The sequence below is a fragment of the Cohaesibacter sp. ES.047 genome (genome assembly GCF_900215505.1).
Lineage (GTDB): Bacteria > Pseudomonadota > Alphaproteobacteria > Rhizobiales > Cohaesibacteraceae > Cohaesibacter.
In genome coordinates this window covers 2699742-2719375 of the sequence record NZ_LT907844.1, presented here as the reverse complement: position 1 = coordinate 2719375, position 19634 = coordinate 2699742, and the positions used below count along the sequence as shown (strand labels likewise).

Genomic DNA, 19634 nt, shown 5'->3' with positions numbered 1-19634 from the left:
CTAACCATAGAGTCATCTCATGGTTTTTTGCGCCATTCTTTAAAACCATCTTCAGTGATTACCCGCAATTTTGTTATAGCCGATAAACCAATGGGTAAGCACAATTCATGAGCAATCAGATTTTTCGGAAGGAAGCGCTCGAAGCGTCAGGGCAGATCGAGGATGTTCAGAACTCGATGCGTGTCACCCGATCTTTCACGCGCATCGCGACCGGAACAGTCGCAGCCGCTATTCTCATTGCGGTTGGGTGGTCTGCGATTGTTGATATTCCGATCCATGTCAAAGGGCATGGTCTGCTTGTGCACGATGGCGGCATATTGGTCACAACGGCCCCCACAGCGGCGAGCGGCTACGTTGCCGAAATTCTGGTCAGGAAGGGCGACACAGTCAAGAAAGGTGAGACATTGGCGCGCCTGCGATTGACCGACAGGGAAGCCGAGCTCTGGAAGCAGCAGCGCGAACTTGGCTTGCTGAAGAGAAATACCGAGGAAAGTCAAAAGCTGCTTGGTGCAGAAACGGCGCTCAAGGTGGCGACGACCAAGCAAAGCATTGCTGCCCTTGATGAACGCATCACCTCGCTGACCACGAAGCACAGCTGGCTGCTGGATCGCCGCATAAAACTTGCCGGTTTGCAGACCAAAGGCGTCGTTTCTCTTGAAACGTCAACCAATGCTCGTATTGCGGCAGACGCGGCAGAAGATGCACTAGCCAGCGCGCGCGCGGATCGCATCAGGCTTCAGGCAGATCTCAAGAGTCTCCAATTTGCGCAAAAGCAAAAGCTCATGCAGGACAAACTGCAAATTGAGCAGATGGAATCGTCCCTTGATGCCTTCAAAACGGCCCTTGAACAGGATGCACAGATACTGGCCGATGTCTCTGGCAAACTTGTGGGGCTGAACACACAGCAAGACGCATTGGTCGCCAGTGGTCAGCCCCTCTTTGAAATCATGCCCCAAAGCGAAGGTCCGCTGCAAGCCGTCGTTTATGTTGCTGAAAAGGATGGCAAGCGCCTCAAGGGCAACAACAAGGCATTGTTGACACCGGCCAACCTGCCACTTGATGTCCATGCGCAACTGGTTGGCAAGGTGGTCGAGGTTTCCAGCCTTCCGGTCACATCCCAATCCCTCAAACACACCATAGGGGACGATATCCTGATCGAACGCATTGTTGCTAAGGGGCCCGTGTTCGAAGTTCGGATCGATCTTGATCGCGATGCCAAATCCAAAAATGGCTATCGCTGGACCTCCAACAGCGCGGCGGATCTGCCGGTCGACTTTGGCACCCCGCTCAGGGCAAGAGTGACCACAGAGAGAACACCCCTGCTGGCTATGGCTGTTCCTGCTTTCAAGCGTTTCTTCGGTGAAACGCCTGACGGATGGATCGGTCGTTGATGATGGGTCTTGGCAAGACAAAGACGCGGATTGTCCTTCAGATGGAGGCTGCGGAATGCGGCGCGGCCTGTCTGACGATGATGCTCAGTGCACATGGACGCGAAATCACCCTTGAAGAAGCGCGGGAGCGCTGCGGCACATCAAGGGATGGCGTTGACGCCGGTTCGATCGCACGCGCCGCCACCTCCTATAACATGAAGGTCAAGGCTGTGCGCCTTGAGCCCGAGACATTGGACAGCGTTCCCCTGCCAGCCATCATGCATTGGAACTTCGATCATTTCGTGGTGATTGAAGCGGTCAAGGGCACGAGCGCCGTGATCCTTGATCCGGCAACCGGTCGCCGCACGGTTTCAGCGGAAGAGCTCAACCGGAACATGACGGGGCTCATTCTGGCGATGGTGCCCGGCGAAGCTTTTGAGCCCGGCGGCATGCCGCCAAAGCTGATCCCCACATTGATCGAACAGGCTAAAGGCTCTTTCGATGGCCTCGCTATTGTCTTTGCGGCTGGGGTCCTTGGGATCGTACCCGGCCTGATCCTTTCGGGCGTGGTGCAAACCTTTGCCGACTATGTGATCGGAGAAAAGCGGCAGGATTGGCTGATCTTCATCGTGCTGGCCCTCGTCGCCACCATTGGCGTACAGGCGGTTTTGCGCAGCTTGCAAGAATGGACGGTCACTTCGCTGAAATCCAAGATCGGCGTTGCCATCGCTGCCCGTGCATTCGAGCATGCGCTTTTTCTGCCGTTGTCCTTCTTTTCTCAGCGCAATCCGGGGGAGGTCGTCTCCCGTCTGAAGATCGGCTCGGAAATTGGAGGCCTTGTTGCAGGGCCTCTGGCTCAGATCTTTCCCAACGTGCTGGTCGCTGTGGGATATCTCACAATCATTTTCCTTTATGACGGTTTCCTCGGCAGCGCCGTATCGCTCATTGCAATCGCGAACCTGGTGGCATTGATCTGGCTTTCCAAACGGCTGGCAGATGCCAACCGCTATCAGAATGTCGTGGATGGACGGACAAACGGCATCGCCACCGCCGGCTTCATGGCGTTCGATTCCTTCCGCCTCATGGGGCGTGAAGATCTGTTTGCATCCAAATGGCTGGCGGCTGAGGAAACATCTCTTGATGCCGAGCAGCGCCTTGGGATGCTGCGGATATTGGCGAAACTTGGTCCATCGGTCACGGCAACACTCATCTCGATCTTCGTTCTCAGCGTCGGTTCCTTTCGCGCCATTGAAGGCGAACTGGACCTTAGCGCCCTGCTCGCACTTCAGGTTCTGGCCGGGCTGGTGGCGGCCCCTGTTGCTGCGATTGCCGCGGATTATTGTGCCTTGCAGGAGGCCGCGGGTTCGCTGTTGCGTCTTGGCGACCTGATGCATCATCCGATTGATCCGCTCATGAATAACCGCTCGGCAAAAGTACCCGCAGAGCCAAGGCAAGAGACGCCATCCCATCAGTTGGAAAAAGGTGTTCTTAGCCTCGATAAGGTTTCCTTCGGCTATGGCAGCCTGCCTGATCTCTTTAGCGAGATATCCCACACGTTCAAGCCGGGCGTCATCACGGGTGTGCTCGGGCGCTCCGGTGTTGGCAAGTCAACCTTTGCCCGGATTTGCGCAGGCATGCAGGCCCCGCGCAAAGGCCAGATCCTCTTTGAAGGTCGCGCACTCGACCACTGGCGCCACGAAGCTCTGCGGCAAACGCTTCTTTATGTGCCGCAGGCAGGCGCAATCTTTACCGCGTCGGTGCGGGATAATCTGACCATGTGGGACAAACAGATTGACGACGACCAGATCGAAGAAGCGCTTGAAAAGGTCGGCATGACCAATGTCGTGCATTGTTCGGGCGGGCTTGATCGCATGATATCGAGCCAGCAGCCCGCTTTCAGCGGCGGCGAAATCCAGCGCCTTGCATTGGCCCGGGCTCTGGTGCGCAAACCAAGCTTTCTTGTTCTTGATGAAGTGACTAGCGCCCTCGACGCGCTGAGCGAAAAACGCATTCTTGAGACCCTGCGCGATAGTCAAGCATCCGTTCTGATCGTCACACACAGGACCGGCACCACCAATCGATGCGACCAGCAACTGGTGCTCGATGGAAAGGGTGGCTTTTCCCTTCAGCACCGGCCAGATGATATCCGGCGCGCACAACCGGACAGCTCGGATACAGGAAGGGACGTGGCATGACCGAATTGGCCCATGAAACGGAGTTTCAAACCTCCGCGCACCGTATCAGCCGCTTTCTGCAATGGCACACGCCGGAAATGTCGATGCCTCGCGATCCCCTGATTGAGGCGCTTCAGCATTTGGCAAAGGGGTGCGACGCCAAATTGCCACCGAGTGCAAAATTGATGGGCTCGGAAAGCCGGGATCGCTCGATCCATCGATTGTCGAGGGAAGCGGGTGTTCATGCGCGCATGGTGCAATTGAAAGATCAGACGATTGGCGAGTCTCCCATTCCGCTCCTCGCCTTCCGCAAGACCGAAGATGCCCTGTCAGAACCAGTCCTGTTGCACAGGAGCGGCAAAAACTGGTCCGTTTCGGACATGGCGAAAGACTGGAAAAAGCAATCTCTAAAGCGGTTGGACCTTAGGAGTTTTGAAGAGACGGCCTACATGATCCTGCCGTCCCTGCCAGATGGGCAGATTTCCAAAAAGGCGCTTTTGATGTTCGGGCTCGGCCGCAGCAAGCGTGAGCTGATGGCGTTTGGCTTGATGACGCTGCTCTCGGGGCTTGCGATTACCCTCATTCCGATGGCCAGCGCGCCTCTTCTGGATTATGTGGTGCCTGAAGGCGACCGTGGCCTGACGTACAATATCGCGATCTTTTTCGCGATTGTGTTGGGGGTCAACATGTTGACCCGATTCGCGTCGGGCATCGCGCAATTACGGATCAAGGGCATCAACGGCTTTTTGCTCAGAGCCGCAGCCATTGATCGCGCCATCAGGCTGGCTGATAAAAAGTCCGAGTTGGGCCAGTCCATTCCATCTGCGCCGATTGCTGTCCTGTCGACGCGCTCCATAGAAAGCTGGCACAGAGGTGTCTGGGGCATCGCCCTGTCGGTTTTGTCCAGCATCCTTATCGCGCTGCCAAGCATTTTCGTCATTGCCACGACCTCTCTGGCCGGCGGGCTCGCATTTGCCGGTATTCTCGCAATCGTTCTTGCCGTGGGCTATGTCATCTCGAAACGCCGCATCATGGCGCTGATTGATGGACTATCGACCCCGCAAAGCTGGATGACCCATGCCTATGAAGGCTTGTCCATGGTCGACACCATCCGCTCGACCGCCGCTGAAGGACGCCTGTTCAACAACTGGACCGATGCCTTTCTGGCTCTGCGTCATCGTTTCCTGAAGTCCGATCGGGCTGGCGTCTCGAGCACGGCAATGGAAGGCTCTGTCGATGGTCTTCTTGTCTTGTCTGCCATCATTGCGCTGGCGATAACCGGCGGGGTGACATCCGGGTCTGCGCCGGTTTCGCTGGTCATTGCGGCAGGCAATGTGGCAGGCGCGATTGTTGCCTTGTTGTCCGCTTTGTCCCAAGCACCAATGCTTGGCATTCAATATCGCATGATTGAGATGCTCCTCAAGGATACGCCCAACCCGGCCAATACGGGGCTCATTCCTCCCGACCTATCCGGGGAGATATCCTGCCGAACAATTACCTGTAGGCACGGCAATTCAGCGCGCCCCGCCATTGAACAAGTCAGTTTTGACATCAAGGCCGGAGAACATATTGGCATCACGGGGCCCTCGGGTGCAGGCAAGTCGACCCTGATCAAGGCGATCCTTGGTCTCATCCCCTGTGAGAGCGGTTCGGTGCGCTTTGAGGGCCTCGAACTCTCAAGCCTTGACCAACAGGCAATCCGCCAGCAGATCGGCATTGTCGATCAGAATGGCAAGCTGTTTCCCGGCACATTGTTTGAAAATATCGCCGCCGGCGCGCCGATTTCCAGCCAGCAGGCAATGCAGGCGGTTGCCATGGCAGGATTGCAGCAGGATGTTGAAGCCCTGCCCCTTGGTCTGAATACACCGGTGGGTGAAACCGAATGCGGCTTTTCCGGTGGGCAGGTCCAGCGGTTTCTTTTGGCGCGTGCTTTCGTCAACAAACCCAAGATCCTGATCTTTGACGAAGCAACCAGCGCTCTTGATCCGGATCTTCAGGACCATATCGACTGGGCAATCGATCAAATGGACGCCACGGTGATCAGCATCGCTCACCGTCTTGAGACCTTGCAGACCTGTCATCGCATTCTTGTTCTGGATCAGGGTGTTCTCGTTGAGCAGGGTAGCTATCACGAACTCGTTGAGGCGGGTGGACTGTTCAGCACTCTCATCGACGCAGGGGAAGATCATCAACCGCTACAAGCATAGAGTTCATCAAAGAAAAGCATCAACTCATTTATCGAGGCAAGCTTACCCAACAAATTCATTAAAATGCAATTCAATTATATTGATTATCGAAAATATTGAATAGAAAATTCAATATTTCCAAATATAGCTTATACGTAAAAACAACGATATTTCCAGATTATTTAAGAAATGATAAATAACTTATACCTACGATACCAGAAATTGCATTGTCATTTTTAGCATAAGCGAGAGTGGGAACTGGGAATGAATAACAAAGATACAATGAAGTTTGATGCACTGGACGACGTTGTTTCAGCGGATGCACTGGCAAGCATCTCCGGTGGCGCACGTGCCACGGCAGATACTGCGGGCGATTTGTCAGACCCAGATTTGGGTGTGCATGCAGGGGCATCTGGCCATGTCGGCAACGAAACAGCTGGTGCGTCTGGCAGTGTCAGTGCTGGCGACGGCGTGTCCGGTCATGCAGGCCATGGCAGCGTTTCCGGTTCAGCTGGTGCTGGGGCTTCTGCTTCCGGTGAGGCTCACGTTCATGCAGGTCCTGTTGATGCAAGCGCGTCCGGTGAAGCCCATGCAAGCGCTGGCGTATCCGGTTCGGCCCACTCCAATGCAAGCGATACCGGTGCTTCAGCCAGTGCTGGGGCAAGTGCCGGTGCATCCGGTGATACCAGCGCAAGCACCGGGTCTCACGGTGTCAGCGCCGGTGGATCAGCGGGCGGCAGTGTCGAAGCCGGTGCGAGTGCTTCCGGCTCTGGCGATGTCCAGCACGGTCACGGATCCTATGGAGCGGGTGGCAGCGGTGAAGCGTCTGCTGGCGCGGGCGCTGAAGCCCATGGCGGTGGCAGTGGTTCAATCCACGGTGTCGGATCGGGCAGCGGTTCAGGCGGCGTTTCTGCCGGTGAAGTCGGTGTTGGTGGGGAAGCGCATGCTGGCGTGTCCCATGGCCATCTCAACTTCGGTCTTGGTGGTGATATCGCGGCGGGTCTGGGCATCGACTTCGATTTCAATATCTCGATCAATATTGCCCCGTTTGAAAGTGCCTTCAATTTCCTCGGCCATGAATTTGGCCACGAATTCGGACATGTCGCTTCCGAGGTCGGTCACGACGTCAGTCATGCTGCGCACGAGGTTGGCCACGCGGTCGGCCATGCAACGCATGAAGCCGAGCATGCCGTCAGCCATGCTGCCCACAAGGTCGGCCATGCGATCAAGCATGTCTTCCACGGCTGGTAAGCGTCGCGACTATCGATCAATTACATCAGGAGTTCCATCATGTCCGAGAACAATACCATTCAAGAAGTCAAAGATGCGATCACAGGCATGGCGGCAGGCGCCGCCGCCCTGTCAGGCTGGTCGGCGGGTCAAGCCGCTCTGATCGGTGTCAAGGCAGAGGTATCCGCCTCCGCTCGCATCGCCCAAGGCCAGGAGATGCCGAGCGCATTGGATGCCGCTGTCCCTGAAGCAGAGATGCTGATGCTCATGGATGTTTTCTGCAAAGCACTGGATGAAACCAACGATGCCATGGCCGCATTTGACCGGGTTGTTGCCATCAAGATGAAAGCGACCGAAGGGGTTGCTGGCGCTGATGAAACCAAGAAAGTCGCCGAAGCGGAATATCGCGACGCTCTCAAGTCTGGCCTCGCGCCACAGGCAGCCATGCTCAGTGCCTTTCTGACAGCAGGGGCCATGCTCCGCACGATTGCAGCAGGCAGCCACTGATACCGCCTCGCAAAAACGGATAAAGCAGGGGCCGATCTTCGGCCCCTGTTTCGTTCAAGACCTATCGCGTCCCTATACGGCCAGGGGACAGGATACCGGCTGGGTCCAGCGCGTCCTTCAATCTGCTGCTGACAGCACTCCACGCCTCATCTGCATCTGACAGATTGGCAGCATCGAGCAAGCCCAACCGGTAGGGTGAGAATCCTTCATCAGCAAGGCATTTGGAAATCTGCTCATAGGACTCCATCGCTTCTTCATCAGCACCGGCTTCATCCCGATCCCACGCCAGAGAAACAAAGCAATGAAGCGCGCGTGACGAAATGGCCTGCATGCCGAGCGCGGCAAAGATTTTCTCGCTCTGGCTGGCATCGGACAGGATTTGATCGAGCCGCGCAATGGCCTCAGCTTCGAAGGGGATGACCGGACAACGCCAGACAAAGCCGCAATGATCAAGATCGAGATTACCGGGACGCTCAGGTCTCTTCTTCTTGCCCCAATAGCCGCTCATGACATTGTTGCCATCGGAAAAACCCGTCATGATCGTTTCCTGACGTTTTCCGGTTTCGTCGCGATCACTTTGCACATGCACGTCGCTGGAGACGCCGGACAATTCGGACCAGACCACTTTTTCCGTCCATTTCATCAGGTCCGGATGCGGCGCAAAGACCAGAACAGATGCCCCCCATTGTTTGGGGCCGGACAACAGCGCATCGGCATCTTCAGCAAACCGGCCAACCAGCGACGATGCCCGTTTGGAACTGTCCCATAAAACAAGCGACTGGGGTGCGATCATCCCCGACGTAATCAATCGGCGCAGCACCGGCACAGCGGTCTGCAATGCCTCGTTGGGACCGATCTCGGCCATCATGGCGGCCGCATACGGCAAAGTGGGCTGCAGCTCCATCGTGGCAGACAGGACAATGCCAAAGTTGGACTGACTGAAAAGGCCTTCGATCAAAGGTCCGGCAGGGCGTGCATGGATTTCAGCGGTACGTTGCGATCCGGTCCGGGAGTGTCCTGTGCGCAGTCTTTCGCCAGTCGTCAGAGCAACATCAAAATCCCACATCAAGCCAAATCGGTCACCATAGGCACCGATGCCCTCCCCCCGTTCAAGCGCATTGGCCAAAACGCTGGCATCAACAGGCCCACCAAATGCGGGCAGATGATAGGCAAGTCCTTCTTGCTTGAGCCTTTGCTGCAAGGCGGTAAAGGTGACCCCGGGCTCAACCCGCACCGTTCCGTTGCTCATATCAAGTTCGAGAATCCGATCAAGAGCAGACAGATCCAGCACCAGCCCATCGCAAGTTGGCAACCGCGATCCAAGCCCCCAATTGCGCCCTCTGGCGATCGGGTGGACCGGTAATTGCGCATCGGCGGCAAGCTTCAGAAGTGTGGGCACACTATCCGCATTCTCTGGATGCAGCACCGCCAGAGGTTTTGCCGTCCATGGGAAAGTTCCCCGGAGCCATTCCTCGCCAATGGCATCACCGGTCTCAATCGCCAAAGCAGGCAACTGGTCATGCGTAGCGACCAGGAAGCCTTCAAGGCGAGATTGCAGGTCGGATGAGGTAGGCGCTGAAGACTTCATTCCCGGGACCTTCTGCTTGCACGAAAGAAAATTACGCTATCAGAAGCCTGTTCAGGCGACCACAGACAGCATGCAAGCAAGTGTTGAAAAGGCGCCTTGAGCCCTCAGCATGCGGTTCTTCTTTGCGTGAGCGCAGCAAAAGTCCGCGAAAGTCCCCTCACCCGGCAGGCTGTTGATCGCCGGCTTGTTCATCCGCAAAGGAAATCAGAACTTTCAACGTCTGCGATCGATCTCCAGCAAGATCAAACGCGTCCTTGGCACTCGAGAGAGGGAAGACGTGCGTGATAACAGGAGAAAGATCCAGCACGCCGTTATCGATCAGCTCAACTGCCTCAGCAAATTCCTTATAGAAGCGATGCGTCCCGATAAAGTTGATTTCCTTGCCGACCAATGTGTTGATGGGGATCGGCCTGTCGCCGCTGACGCCCACCTGCACGATTGTTCCAAGAGGCCTGACGGTTTCGATCGCAGACCGTATCGCCGAGGGCGCCGCCGAGCATTCGAAGGCAACATCAAACGTCCCCTTGTCATTGGCATAGTGGGCAAGGCGCTCAGGATTGCTGCCGATATTGATAACCTCCGTTGCTCCGATCTTGGTCGCGACATCGAGAGCATGATCCTCAAGATCCGTTACCACCAGCTCAGCAGGCTCTGCGGCGCTGGCAACAAGAGCACAGAGAAGGCCGATTGGACCGGCACCGGTCACCAGAACTTTCTTGCCCTTCAGATCTCCAGCCCGACTGATCGCATGCAGGCAGACTGCCAAGGGTTCGCTACAAGCAGCGAAGCGGGTGTCCTTGTTCTTCGAAAAACGATGACATTGTTTTTCCGGGACGACCAGTTGTTGCCGGAAAAGCCCCTGACAATGGGGGAAGCGCAATGCCGAGCCCATGAACTCCATGTTGAGGCAATGGGAATATTTGCCTTCCTTACAGAATTTGCATTGGCCGCAAGGCTGGCTTGGGTTGATGGAGACAACATCGCCTTTCGAAAGCGTCGAACAGCCCTCACCGACCGCCATCACGGTGCCTGCGGCTTCGTGACCCAGAATGATCGGTTCGCGCACCCGGATCGCGCCAAAGCCACCATCCTTATAATAATGCAGGTCGGAGCCACAGATCCCGCCGTGACCGAGTGCGATCAAGACTTCGCCGGCTTTGGGTTGTTCCACATCGACTGTGTCGATGCGAATTTCTTCAGTGCTTAGAAGGCGACAAACTTTGGCTTGGATGGACATTGCTTAATTCTCCAGCAAAGATGGCAGCCAGGTGGCAATTCCGGGGATATAGGATACTGCCAAGAGGACCATGATATTCGTTACAAGGAATGGAATGATGGCGCGGACCACTTGTCCGAGCGGCAGTTTTGCGATGTTGGAACAGACAAACAGGCAAACGCCAATCGGGGGTGTGGTCAGTCCGATCATAAGGTTGAGCACTGCGAAGGTCGCAAAGTGCAAGGGCTCGATCCCGACAGCCTGAGCCAGTGACAGCAAGGGCACAAACAGGATAATGAGCGCAGCGATCGTCTCCATGAACATGCCGATGAAGAGCAGCAGAATGTTGATGAAAAGGATGATCAGATATTTGTTGTCGGTCAGGGACAGCACCGCATTGGCAAGCGCCTGCGGAATGCGCTCTGACACAAGAATCCAGCCAAACACGTTTGCAAAGCCAACCAGCACCAGAATGGCGGCGGACGATACAGCGCTATCGACCAGAATTTTGGGCAATGCACTCAGTGGCAATTCTCGATACACCAGCAGGCCAACGACAGCGGCATAGACACTGGCAATGATCGCCGTTTCTGTGGGTGTGGCCAATCCACTGAGCAGGCCATAGATAATCAGGCCCGTCATGGCCAATGCCCAGATTGCGTTCCCGAAGGACCGACCGACCTCCCTAAAGCCCTGCCATTCCTGTTTGGGGAACCCTTTCCTCACCGAGATGAGATAGGCGGTTACCATCATGGCGCATCCCATGAGAATGCCCGGAATGGCCCCGGCCAGAAACATCTTGCCCACGGATATACCGGAGAGCGATCCGACGATGATCATCGGAACGGACGGGGGAATGATTGGACCGACCGTCGAAGAAGCGGCCGTCACCGCAGCAGAGAAATCGGCCGGGTAGCCGGACTTCTTCATGCCGGGAATAAGAACACTCCCGATGCTGGCGGCGTCGGCAACAGCGGTGCCCGTGATGCCTCCAAACAGCATAGATGCTGCAATGTTGGTCAGGCCCAGACCGCCTCTGACCCAGCCGACCAGAGCGTTGGCAAACCGGATCACGCGTTCGGTAATGCCGCCGCGGTTCATCAGATTGCCGGCCAGAATAAAGCCCGGAATGCTGAGCAGCACAAAGACATCCATGCCAGCATACATTTTCTGCGGCATCACGACGATGGGAATTCCGGATGCGAGGAGATACGCCAGAGATGAAAGCCCAAGTGTCGCCGCAACGGGGATACCAATCACCAGCCCGAAGACGAATGTCCCGAAAAGAATGGCTACGTCCATTTGTCAGTCTCCTCTGACGCTTGCTTCTCATGGGATCGACGGTAAAGCGTCAGGAGACCCAAAAGAGAATAAAGAACAAGACCGGCAAGCAGGATCACGACGCTGGCATGTGCAATGTCCATGCGCAGCCCAAGAGCGGGCGAGGTTTGCATGCTGCCGATTGAAGCGAAACGGAGGGCCGGTTGAAACAGGATCGCACCAAGAGCGATCACAAACAGGTAGGAGACGATCTGCAGTCTCCGGGGCCATGGCGCTGGCAAACTCTCACAGACGAGATCGACATTGACCAGTTCCTTGCTGTGCAGGGACAAACCGCCCCCAAAAGCCACCATGAAAAGCAAGGCAAAGCGTGTCAGTTCTTCGGTCCAGACAGGCGAAGTTCCGATGGCTCTACCGATAACCTGTATCAGAACAGTGCTTATCAAGGCAAAAAAGGCCAGGCCGACGCCAATCTGGGTCACGCGGATAACCAGACGTTCAATCCACTTCATCTCTATCCTCCCGAAAAACCGCGGCGGATGATCCGCCGCGGGTCATGCTTCCAAACCGAAGAGCTAGTGCTCGAACAGTTTTTCGACGATTGGTTTGATTTCGTCATTCACATTGGCCAGAACCGCGTCTTTTGCCTTGGCAGCAAAGGCATCACCATCGACTTCGGTGAAGGTCATGCCATGTTCCTCAAGATACGCACGGTCATCAGCGATGCTCTTTTCGAACAGATCGCGTTCATAGGCTTGAGCAACCGCAGCAGCCTTCATGACGGCTTCCTGATCTTCTTCGGACAGCTTGTTCCACGTCAGTTCTGAAATTGTCAGATAGATCCAGGACCGCACATGCTGGGTCATGTTTACGTTGGACTGCACTTCGTTGAAGCTGGCAGAGCGGATCAGAGCCAGCGGGTTTTCCTGACCGTCAATGGTGCCATTCTGCAAAGATGTGAAGACCTCGGAGAAGGCCATGGGTGTCGGCTGAGCGCCAAGAGCTGCCCAAACATCAACGAAGAGCGGCACGTTTGGAACACGCATTTTCAGGCCATTCAACTCATCGGGACTGGTAATCGGACGGTTGGATGTCAGATTGCGCGGACCACGTGCGAAATAGGCAATCGGACGGATCTGAACCTTTTCGATAATCTGCGCCTTGATTTGATCTCCGATTTCGCCACTGGCGACTTCATCCATATGCTCGATCGACTTGTAAGCATAGGGAACGGCCAAAAGTGCGGCTTTTGGAGCCCAGTTTTGCAGGCTTTCACCGGTGATGGTCATGTCAACGGTGCCCAACTGCATGCCGTTGATCAGGTCGATCTCTTTGCCCAACGATTCATTGGGGAAGATTTCGGTCTCGATGCGACCATCCGTCAGTTTTGCAAGTTCCTCTCCAAACTTGACGGAAGCCATATGCCAAGAGTTTTGTTCATTGGCAACGTGGCCGAGTTTCAACGTGACATCTGCAGCCATGGCAGCGCCCGATATAAAGGTTGCAGCGACACTGATAGCCAGCGTTTTTGCGAGTTTAGACGGCATCTTCATCATTTTCCTCCATGTGTGATGAGCCGATATTGAGGCCGGACAAAGCCGGACCCTCGAATAGATCTGGGTGCGCTTGGAATATTTCGGGCAACACCTGCAGAAGTTCGCGCATGTGTGTGCGAATGGCGACGACAGCATCAAGGCTGTCTCCCTGCTCAATCGCATCAACCACAGCGGTATGCTGTTGAATGAGTTTTTCGATGGGATATTGCTGAAGCCGCAAGATCCGGACACGGTCCATTTGGGTTTTCAGATCGTCGATAAACCGCCACGTCTGACGCTTGCCCGCAGCTTCAGCCAGCGTGCGATGGAACTGCTCGTCGCATAGAATGAACTCGAACGGCGATCCCGTTGCGTTTTCCTGCAAGACCAGCAAGTGCCGGAGCTCTTTAACCAGACTGGTGTCTCTTTCTCGCGCAAGGAGCTGGACGATATCTGCCTCGATAGCCTCTCTTACGAAGCGTGCTTCCATCACTTCTTCATAGGAGATCTTTCGAACAAACGTGCCGCGTTGCGGGCGGATTTCCACCAAGCCAACATCCGACAATTTGATAAAGGCCTCCCGGACAGGTTGCCGCGAAATATTATAGATCTTGGCGATCGCTGGCTCGGAAATCGACGTGCCGGGCTTGATGTCGTTGTAGACAATCCGCTGTCTCAAAATCCGAAAGATTTGCGGGCCAATTGCCAAGCTCTGGTCAATTTCCCAATCGTTCGAAACGGATGAATTCATGTCCATCTTATCCTCCCCTACACAAAAGAGCTAACATGCATCTTGCATTCTTGTCAACTTCCATACAAGAATGCAAGAAGATTTAATTTCTGGAGGATGACATGAAACAGACATGGCGATGGTTTGGTCCGGTTGATCGGGTATCGATTGACGATATGCTTCAGGCCGGAGTTGAGGGTGTGGTGAGTGCGCTCCACCATATTCCGGTCGGCGAGGTCTGGAGCAATGAGGAAATAGCGCTCAGACACAAGCTGATTGCCCACAAGGCAAATGGCGATCCGTCCGGGTTGAAATGGGATGTGGTTGAGAGCTTGCCGATTTCAGAAGACATCAAACAGCAAAAGGGAGACTGGCGCCTCCATATCGAAAACTACAAGCAGAGCCTTCGGAATCTTGCCGCGTCTGGCATTGAAGTTCTCTGTTACAACTTTATGCCGGTGCTGGACTGGACACGAACAGACCTCTTTCATCGCTTGCCGACCGGGGCGACGTGCATGCGTTTCGATTTCATCGATTTTGCTGTCTTCGACTTGTTCATCCTCAAGCGAGAGGGTGCGGATCGTGATTTTCCCGAAGACATAATCGAGGAAGCCAAAAAGCGGTTTTCACAACTCGATGACAAGGGCTGCAAGAAATTGTCGGAAGCGATCATCTATGGATTGCCCGGCGATGCGGAGGCTCCCTCGATGGAGGCCGTGCGATCCAATCTGGCGCAATATGACAAGATTTCCAAGCAGCAGCTGCGATCCAACTTTATCGCATTTCTGGAAGAGGTGGCGCCGGTGGCCCAGACACTCGGGATGCGACTGTGCTGCCATCCAGATGATCCGCCGTTCGGATTGCTTGGCCTGCCGCGCATCATGTCGACCGAAGCCGACTATAAGTATCTTATGGAAGCGGTGGATATTCCGGCCAACGGAATCACATTGTGCTCCGGTTCGCTCGGCTCCCGGCCTGACAATGATTTGCCAGGCATGATGGAACGTTTGGGCGATCGCGTCCATTTTCTCCACCTCAGAAACGTCACATTGGAAAGCAATGCCATCAAGGGGTCATTCTATGAGAGCGAGCATCTTTCGGGTCACGTTGACATGATCGCGCTAATGGATGCCGCACTCAAGGAAGAGGCGAGACGGCGGGCCATCGGACGGAAAGATCACAGCATTCCATTCCGGCCGGATCATGGGCTCGATATTCTGGATGATCAGTCCCGAGAAGCCCAACCGGGCTATCCGGCCATTGGTCGCCTCAAAGGGCTGGCCGAACTGCGCGGTGTCATGACCGCTTTGACAAGACCAGAAAGCGTGTCATTCAGTCGGGTTTGAAAAAATCCAAACCAAAGAAGACCAGTCCCACATAAAAAATCACCCTCACGAAGCATGCGTTCGCGAGGGTGAGCGGGGACTGTTTTTGTAAAGACGTCCGAAAGATCAGATCAGTCTGTATTGTTCTGCCTTGTTGCGGAGGAAAGACAGACCCTTGGTCATGACTTCATCATGACTGTTGGCCACAGGCCGCCAGACCGAAAGGCCATAGGCTATCTCTGGAGGCATATTTATGAAGCTTTCCATGGCCAGACCACCCTTGAAGTCAATTGCCTTCAAGGTCGCATAGATCTCGTCCCAACCACAGGTACCCTCACCGGGCGTCCCGCGATCGCTCTCACTCAAGTGGATGTATTTGAGATGTTCGCGCGCATCGAGAATGCCGTTGCCAAAGCCCTTTTCCTCGATATTCATGTGATAGGTATCGAGATGGACAAACACATTCTCGGCTCCAACCCGCTCAACCAGATCCGTCGCCTGACGGGCCGTGTTGATGAGATGGTTTTCATAGCGGTTGACCGCCTCAATGCCGAGCTCCAGACCGAGCTTTTTGGCATGCGCCGCGGCTGCAACCATCACCCGGGCAACATTGTCATATTCCCCTTGAGTGGGTGGCACGCCAGTGCGCTCGCCGATGCCGCCATAGATGACGCCAGACAATGCTTCGCCGCCAAGCGCCTTGGTCTTGTCCAAAGCCACCTTGAGATAGTCGATGGCTTTCTCAGGATGGGCCGAAGCCCAGCATTCTTCTGGCAACCCCAGTGAGCACACAGCCCGCAGTTCGTTTGCCTCGATCAGAGCCTTTGTATGCTCCGTATCGACATCATGAGGGCGCAACAACGGGATTTCAATGAAATCGACGTTGTACTTTCGAGCACCGGCCACGGCGCGTTCCGCCCCTTCCCGGTCCCAGTTCATGGTCCACATACTTGTGTGTACACCAAAGCCTTCCATGATCAATCCTTTCTGAAGTACGTTATGATCATCTTCACCTGATCGGACCGCAGCATCATGACGCCGATCAGAAACAGTCCCCAGACCGCGGTAGCCAGATGCTGGTTGGCTCCGATCAGGTTCAATCCCGAAGACAGGATCTGGAGGATGACGAGCGAGAGAATGACTGGCACCACACGACCATGACCGCCGAAGGGATCAATGCCCCCAAGGAAACAGGCCAGAACCGTGACCAGCAGCAACGCTTCCCCATGACCGACACGCACCGAATTGAAGCGTGCCGCCATGAGAATCCCGGCGACCGCACACAACAGGCCCGACAGGCTGTAGAGCAGCACCAGAGACCGCTTGGTGTGCAGACCGGCATATTCCGCCGCCTGAATGTTGGAGCCGGTCATGTAGACCGAAAAGCCATGTTGTGTCCGTCTGAGCAGGATGTGCCAGACAACGGCGATCACGACGAACAGCACGAGCGGCATCGGAATGCCAAACAGATAGCCGTGCCCAATGACGCGCATATAGTCCGGAAAACCGGAGATATCGCCCCCGCGGGTAAGGAACTCGCCAAGACCACGCAGGAAGACCATCATGGCCAGCGACACCAGAATGGGATGAGCCCCGACATAGGCAACAATCGCCCCGATGATCGCTCCGGCCAGCATACCGACGGCAACCGCGGCAATACAGCCGATGATGAAAGCCTCGATACCCGCATCCGGTCCACCGAACTGAATCAGCACCCATGCGAGGGTCAAGCCGGAGATATTGGCCGTGTAGATGACAGCTAGGTTAAGGCCGCCCGAGATGACAGGTGCCACCATGGCAAGGGTCAACAATCCCAGAAGTGGCATCTGGAAGCCCATGGATTCCAGATTGGCTGGCATCAGAAACTTGGGCGAAGCAATGCTGAAACCTCCCCCGATGAGAACCAATAGAACGAGCAGACTGGCCGCGTCCGATCCCATGGCAGGCAGATAGCGTTTAAGCCCTGTATTCATGATCTGCTCTCCTGTCTTTTCCGAAACAGGTCGGAAAAATTCATATTCGAGGTTGAAATCGCAATCACGATTGCGCCACCGATGATCATCTGGAAAGCGAAGGGCGAAACGCCCAGCAGATTGAGGCCGTTCTGCGTCACAGCAACGAACATCACACCCAGCACACAGCCCAGAATGGATCCCTTGCCACCACCCAAACGCGCACCGCCAAGCACCACGGCAGCCAGCACATCAAGTTCGCGGCCATACAGGGCGTTTGGCACAACCTCCTGCACGATGTTGACCTGCATCAGTCCTGCAATGCCGGCCATCAGGCCCATCCAGCCAAAAGCGATGGCCTGCATGGCTGCCATATTGACCCCGGCCCGACGCGCCCCTTCGGGATTGTCCCCAAAGGCATAGAGTTGGCGCCCCAGATTGGTCTTCTGCGTCAGCACCCACGTCGCAAAGACGCACGCAACCATCACCCCGACCGACAGGTTCAGCTCGGACCAGATGCCATTTGCTGCCTGTTGTTCAAAAATAAAAATGCGTTCGGTCCACCAGTCGGGCAGATTGTAGATGCTGCGTCCGCGCGTGAAGAACATCAAAAGCCCGAAGAAGGCGTTGTAGGTGGCAATCGTCACGACGATGGTGATGATGCGGAATGTGTGGATCAGGAACATGTTGACCAGACCCAGGCAGATACCGATGACACCGCACAGAGCAAAGCCAAGCACCCAGTTGCCGCCGCCCATCCCGATCAGGGCCTGAGCCGCTACATACTGGACCACCGATGTCGCGACGGCAAAGGAGATGTCGATGCCGCCCGCAATGAGAATGACCAACAAGCCGACGGCCCAGATCAGGTTGATTGAATTGTTGTTGAGCAGGGATGTCAGGTTGCTCAAGGTAAAGAAGGTGTCCGTGGTGATGGACAATCCAATGCAGATCAGAAGCAGCACAATCGCAATGCGCATCTCGATCTTCTTGTCTCGCATGTAACTACGCATAGATCCGCTCCTCTAGCTCGGTGACCGTCACCTCCTGGGGATCATATTCGGATATGATCTGGCCATCGGCCATATGCAGAATGCGGTCAGAGTGGAACATCACCTCGGTGACTTCGTCAGAGATCAAAAGGATGGCGAGCCCGTTGTCGGCCAGCTCCCGGACGATCCGAAATATGCCGGCACGTGCACCGACATCGACACCGACTGTCGGGCTATCAAGGATGAGCAGGCTTGGATCGGTCGCCAGCCATTTGGCCAGCACCACCTTTTGCTGATTGCCGCCAGAGAGCGAGGAGATCGGATCTTCCTGATCCCCGATCTTGACACCCAACTCCCGGATCCAGTGATCGACGAGCGCCCTTTTCTTGACCAAAGAGATCAACGGCACCTTCATGAGCAGCTTGCCCAGGACTGAGATGACCGTGTTGTCGGCAATCGACTGCTTTTGCAGCAGGCCAAGCGTCAGACGATCCTCGGACACATAGGCCAGCCCCCGGCGAATGGCCTCACGAATGGAAGAGGGACGATAGGATTCACCCTGCAGCATCATCCGTCCGGCCGTTGCATGCCGCATCCCTATCAAGGCATGGGCAAGTTCGGTCCGGCCCGATCCGATGAGCCCGGTCAGGCCAACCACCTCACCGGCGCGAATGCTCAGGGAAACATCCTTGAACTCGCCTTCCCGGCTGAGCCCTTCAACCTCCAGCACCGGCTTGCCAGCCGAGCGATCACGCGCCGAAACCTTGTTTTCAATGAGCTGACCGGTCATCAGTTCGCCAAGGCGCGCCTGCGTCATCCCTTCGGTCTTGTAAACACCAACCAGCTTGCCATCACGCAACACCGTGACACGCGAAGCGATCTCGAGCACCTCGGCCAACCGGTGACTGACGAACACCACGGCAACCCCGTCCGCCGAAAGCTTGCGCACGATGTCGAGCAGCTTGTCGGTTTCAGTTTTGGTCAGCGATGCGGTCGGTTCGTCCATGAAGATAAGGCGGGCATCATTCATAAGAGCACGGGCAATGGCGACGACCTGACGCTGTGCGATGGGCAGATCTTCCAGAGCCATGCTGAGATCCAGCTTCACGCCTAGCCGGGCAAGAACCGCAGCAGCCCGCTCGCGCATCGAGTTTTTTAGCAGCACTTTGGGCGCAAGACCGACCATATCGTCAAACGCGATATTTTCCTGCACTGACATGTGCGGGAACAGCGCCAGATCCTGCCATATGACGGAGACGCCCTTGGCACGGGCCTGCGTGGGGGAGAGTGAAGTAAGCTGCTCTTCGAACAACTCGATTTGATCCGCCTTCTCAGGCTGGTAGACGCCGGTGATCACCTTGATCAACGTGGACTTTCCGCACCCGTTTTCACCAGCGAGGCAATGCACCTCTCCGGCAAGAACTTCGAAATCCACATTATCGAGAGCTTGCAAACCGCCGAACGCCTTGGACACGCCTTTTAGGCGCAGCGCATAGCGCTCCGTTGTGGCATTAGACATTGGGATAGAACCTTTTAGTGAACCGACGT

The 19634-nt window shown here is 55.6% G+C and carries 16 protein-coding genes; 6 read left to right on the top strand and 10 right to left on the bottom strand.

The window, feature by feature from the left end; all coding sequences use genetic code 11:
• Nucleotides 1-107: 107 nt before the first annotated feature.
• From CPH65_RS12400 to CPH65_RS12380, 5 genes are all read left to right on the top strand, one after another.
• Nucleotides 108-1391: an NHLP bacteriocin system secretion protein gene (locus tag CPH65_RS12400; RefSeq protein WP_096173753.1), complete on the top strand. Its 1284-nt coding sequence runs from the start codon at nt 108-110 to the stop codon at nt 1389-1391.
• On the top strand, nt 1391-3565 hold the full coding sequence (locus CPH65_RS12395; protein ID WP_172891516.1) for a cysteine peptidase family C39 domain-containing protein: 2175 nt from the start codon (nt 1391-1393) through the stop codon (nt 3563-3565). The genes CPH65_RS12400 and CPH65_RS12395 overlap by 1 nt, the downstream gene beginning before the upstream one ends.
• Entirely contained in the window at nt 3562-5751 is a 2190-nt protein-coding gene (locus CPH65_RS12390) for an ATP-binding cassette domain-containing protein (RefSeq protein ID WP_096173751.1), read from the top strand. Before CPH65_RS12395 ends, CPH65_RS12390 begins: the two co-directional genes overlap by 4 nt.
• Before the next feature lie 261 nt (nt 5752-6012).
• On the top strand, nt 6013-6981 hold the full coding sequence (locus CPH65_RS12385; RefSeq protein WP_096173750.1) for a hypothetical protein: 969 nt from the start codon (nt 6013-6015) through the stop codon (nt 6979-6981).
• Nucleotides 6982-7020: 39 nt separating this feature from the next.
• Nucleotides 7021-7467 (top strand): hypothetical protein, encoded by a 447-nt coding sequence (locus CPH65_RS12380; RefSeq protein WP_096173749.1) that lies wholly within the window; start codon nt 7021-7023, stop codon nt 7465-7467.
• Nucleotides 7468-7528: 61 nt separating this feature from the next.
• Here the strand turns inward: CPH65_RS12380 and CPH65_RS12375 are convergent, their stop codons facing one another.
• The 6 genes from CPH65_RS12375 to CPH65_RS12350 all read right to left on the bottom strand — a co-directional run bounded on the left by CPH65_RS12375 (nt 7529) and on the right by CPH65_RS12350 (nt 13844).
• Nucleotides 7529-9055, bottom strand: coding sequence for an FAD-binding oxidoreductase (locus tag CPH65_RS12375; protein WP_096173748.1), 1527 nt, complete (start codon nt 9053-9055; stop codon nt 7529-7531).
• Between the two features lie 157 nt (nt 9056-9212).
• On the bottom strand, nt 9213-10286 hold the full coding sequence (locus CPH65_RS12370) for an L-idonate 5-dehydrogenase (RefSeq protein ID WP_096176389.1): 1074 nt from the start codon (nt 10284-10286) through the stop codon (nt 9213-9215).
• Between the two features lie 9 nt (nt 10287-10295).
• Entirely contained in the window at nt 10296-11573 is a 1278-nt protein-coding gene (locus CPH65_RS12365; protein WP_096173747.1) for a TRAP transporter large permease, read from the bottom strand.
• Nucleotides 11564-12064: a TRAP transporter small permease gene (locus CPH65_RS12360; RefSeq protein WP_096173746.1), complete on the bottom strand. Its 501-nt coding sequence runs from the start codon at nt 12062-12064 to the stop codon at nt 11564-11566. Before CPH65_RS12360 ends, CPH65_RS12365 begins: the two co-directional genes overlap by 10 nt.
• A gap of 63 nt (nt 12065-12127) precedes the next feature.
• Nucleotides 12128-13099, bottom strand: a complete 972-nt coding sequence (locus CPH65_RS12355; RefSeq protein WP_244574390.1) for a TRAP transporter substrate-binding protein — start codon at nt 13097-13099, stop codon at nt 12128-12130.
• Nucleotides 13089-13844: a GntR family transcriptional regulator gene (locus tag CPH65_RS12350; protein ID WP_096173744.1), complete on the bottom strand. Its 756-nt coding sequence runs from the start codon at nt 13842-13844 to the stop codon at nt 13089-13091. The genes CPH65_RS12355 and CPH65_RS12350 overlap by 11 nt, the downstream gene beginning before the upstream one ends.
• Before the next feature lie 95 nt (nt 13845-13939).
• On the opposite strand from CPH65_RS12350, the gene uxuA reads away from it, so the two are divergent.
• Complete coding sequence (gene uxuA / locus CPH65_RS12345) at nt 13940-15163, top strand: mannonate dehydratase (RefSeq protein WP_096173743.1); 1224 nt, start codon at nt 13940-13942, stop codon at nt 15161-15163.
• A gap of 105 nt (nt 15164-15268) precedes the next feature.
• On the opposite strand, the gene CPH65_RS12340 is transcribed toward uxuA, so the two are convergent.
• Genes CPH65_RS12340 through CPH65_RS12325 form a run of 4 tightly spaced genes read right to left on the bottom strand, consistent with a single transcriptional unit; the run spans nt 15269 to nt 19605 of the window.
• Nucleotides 15269-16117 (bottom strand): sugar phosphate isomerase/epimerase, encoded by an 849-nt coding sequence (locus CPH65_RS12340; protein WP_096173742.1) that lies wholly within the window; start codon nt 16115-16117, stop codon nt 15269-15271.
• 2 nt (nt 16118-16119) lie between these two features.
• Nucleotides 16120-17115 carry an ABC transporter permease gene (locus CPH65_RS12335; protein WP_096173741.1) on the bottom strand — a complete coding sequence of 332 codons (996 nt, stop codon included), beginning with the start codon at nt 17113-17115 and terminating at the stop codon, nt 16120-16122.
• The gene (locus CPH65_RS12330) at nt 17112-18107 is read right to left on the bottom strand and encodes an ABC transporter permease (RefSeq protein ID WP_096173740.1); all 996 of its coding nucleotides are present in this window, start codon (nt 18105-18107) and stop codon (nt 17112-17114) included. The genes CPH65_RS12335 and CPH65_RS12330 overlap by 4 nt, the downstream gene beginning before the upstream one ends.
• Entirely contained in the window at nt 18100-19605 is a 1506-nt protein-coding gene (locus tag CPH65_RS12325) for a sugar ABC transporter ATP-binding protein (protein ID WP_096173739.1), read from the bottom strand. Before CPH65_RS12325 ends, CPH65_RS12330 begins: the two co-directional genes overlap by 8 nt.
• Between the last annotated feature and the right edge of the window lie 29 nt (nt 19606-19634).

Excerpts from the sequence above, each read along its gene's own strand:
- CPH65_RS12400 (WP_096173753.1), top strand. The coding sequence starts at position 108 with ATGAGCAATCAGATTTTTCGGAAGGAAGCGCTCGAAGCGTCAGGGCAG.
- CPH65_RS12395 (WP_172891516.1), top strand. The coding sequence starts at position 1,391 with ATGATGGGTCTTGGCAAGACAAAGACGCGGATTGTCCTTCAGATGGAG.
- CPH65_RS12390 (WP_096173751.1), top strand. The coding sequence starts at position 3,562 with ATGACCGAATTGGCCCATGAAACGGAGTTTCAAACCTCCGCGCACCGT.
- CPH65_RS12385 (WP_096173750.1), top strand. The coding sequence starts at position 6,013 with ATGAAGTTTGATGCACTGGACGACGTTGTTTCAGCGGATGCACTGGCA.
- CPH65_RS12380 (WP_096173749.1), top strand. The coding sequence starts at position 7,021 with ATGTCCGAGAACAATACCATTCAAGAAGTCAAAGATGCGATCACAGGC.
- CPH65_RS12375 (WP_096173748.1), bottom strand. The coding sequence starts at position 9,055 with ATGAAGTCTTCAGCGCCTACCTCATCCGACCTGCAATCTCGCCTTGAA.
- CPH65_RS12365 (WP_096173747.1), bottom strand. The coding sequence starts at position 11,573 with ATGGACGTAGCCATTCTTTTCGGGACATTCGTCTTCGGGCTGGTGATT.
- CPH65_RS12360 (WP_096173746.1), bottom strand. The coding sequence starts at position 12,064 with ATGAAGTGGATTGAACGTCTGGTTATCCGCGTGACCCAGATTGGCGTC.
- CPH65_RS12355 (WP_244574390.1), bottom strand. The coding sequence starts at position 13,099 with ATGCCGTCTAAACTCGCAAAAACGCTGGCTATCAGTGTCGCTGCAACC.
- CPH65_RS12350 (WP_096173744.1), bottom strand. The coding sequence starts at position 13,844 with ATGGACATGAATTCATCCGTTTCGAACGATTGGGAAATTGACCAGAGC.
- uxuA (WP_096173743.1), top strand. The coding sequence starts at position 13,940 with ATGAAACAGACATGGCGATGGTTTGGTCCGGTTGATCGGGTATCGATT.
- CPH65_RS12340 (WP_096173742.1), bottom strand. The coding sequence starts at position 16,117 with ATGGAAGGCTTTGGTGTACACACAAGTATGTGGACCATGAACTGGGAC.
- CPH65_RS12335 (WP_096173741.1), bottom strand. The coding sequence starts at position 17,115 with ATGAATACAGGGCTTAAACGCTATCTGCCTGCCATGGGATCGGACGCG.
- CPH65_RS12330 (WP_096173740.1), bottom strand. The coding sequence starts at position 18,107 with ATGCGTAGTTACATGCGAGACAAGAAGATCGAGATGCGCATTGCGATT.
- CPH65_RS12325 (WP_096173739.1), bottom strand. The coding sequence starts at position 19,605 with ATGTCTAATGCCACAACGGAGCGCTATGCGCTGCGCCTAAAAGGCGTG.